1 protein-coding gene is annotated in these 574 nt (G+C 72.8%); it reads right to left on the bottom strand.

What is annotated here, in order from left to right:
* Positions 1 to 574: GNAT family N-acetyltransferase (locus tag J0695_RS39170; RefSeq protein ID WP_206969623.1), on the bottom strand; the 574-nt coding region annotated here is incomplete at both ends.

Genomic DNA, 574 nt, shown 5'->3' with positions numbered 1-574 from the left:
CGTCCGTTGAGGTGGGAACCGGCCCGTACCCCTGCCCCTGGTAAAGGGCGAGGTTGCGGGTGCTGGCGGCGCCGGTGGACAGGACGATTCGACTGCACCCCTCGCCGGCCGCCTCGGCCGTACGCAACAGCCATCGGCCCAGGCCGAGTCCGCGCAGGTCGGGGACGACGGCGAGTCGCCCCACGTGCAGGTCGGCGCCGCTGCGACGGGTCCGTACCATCCCGAGAAGGCGTCCGTCCCGCCACAGACCCGTTGTCTGCCAGTCGGCCAGCCAGGCGCGCACCTGGTCGGGCGACTCGTGCAGGGCCGGTACGTCCAAGGTGCCGTTGGCGACCGCCTCCTCGGTCCAGCAGCAGCGCTGCAGCACCGTCACCTCGGGTGCGTCGTCCTGAACGAGGCGACGCGCGTATGAGCCCACGACAGGTCCTGCCACCGCGCTCGCGCACTCGCGCTCGCGAAGCGGGGCCAGGGCGTGGGAAACCCGCACCAGTTCCGCAAGCAGCCCCTCGGCCGCGTTGGCGAGGTGCTCCGCGGGGTGGAAGCGGCCCTCTCGCGTCGCGTCCGCGATCCGGAT

This window comes from Streptomyces beijiangensis, assembly GCF_017315755.1.
Taxonomy (GTDB): domain Bacteria; phylum Actinomycetota; class Actinomycetes; order Streptomycetales; family Streptomycetaceae; genus Streptomyces; species Streptomyces beijiangensis.
The sequence above is the reverse complement of the archived record's forward strand: the minus strand, read 5'-3'. Positions and strand labels throughout refer to the sequence as shown.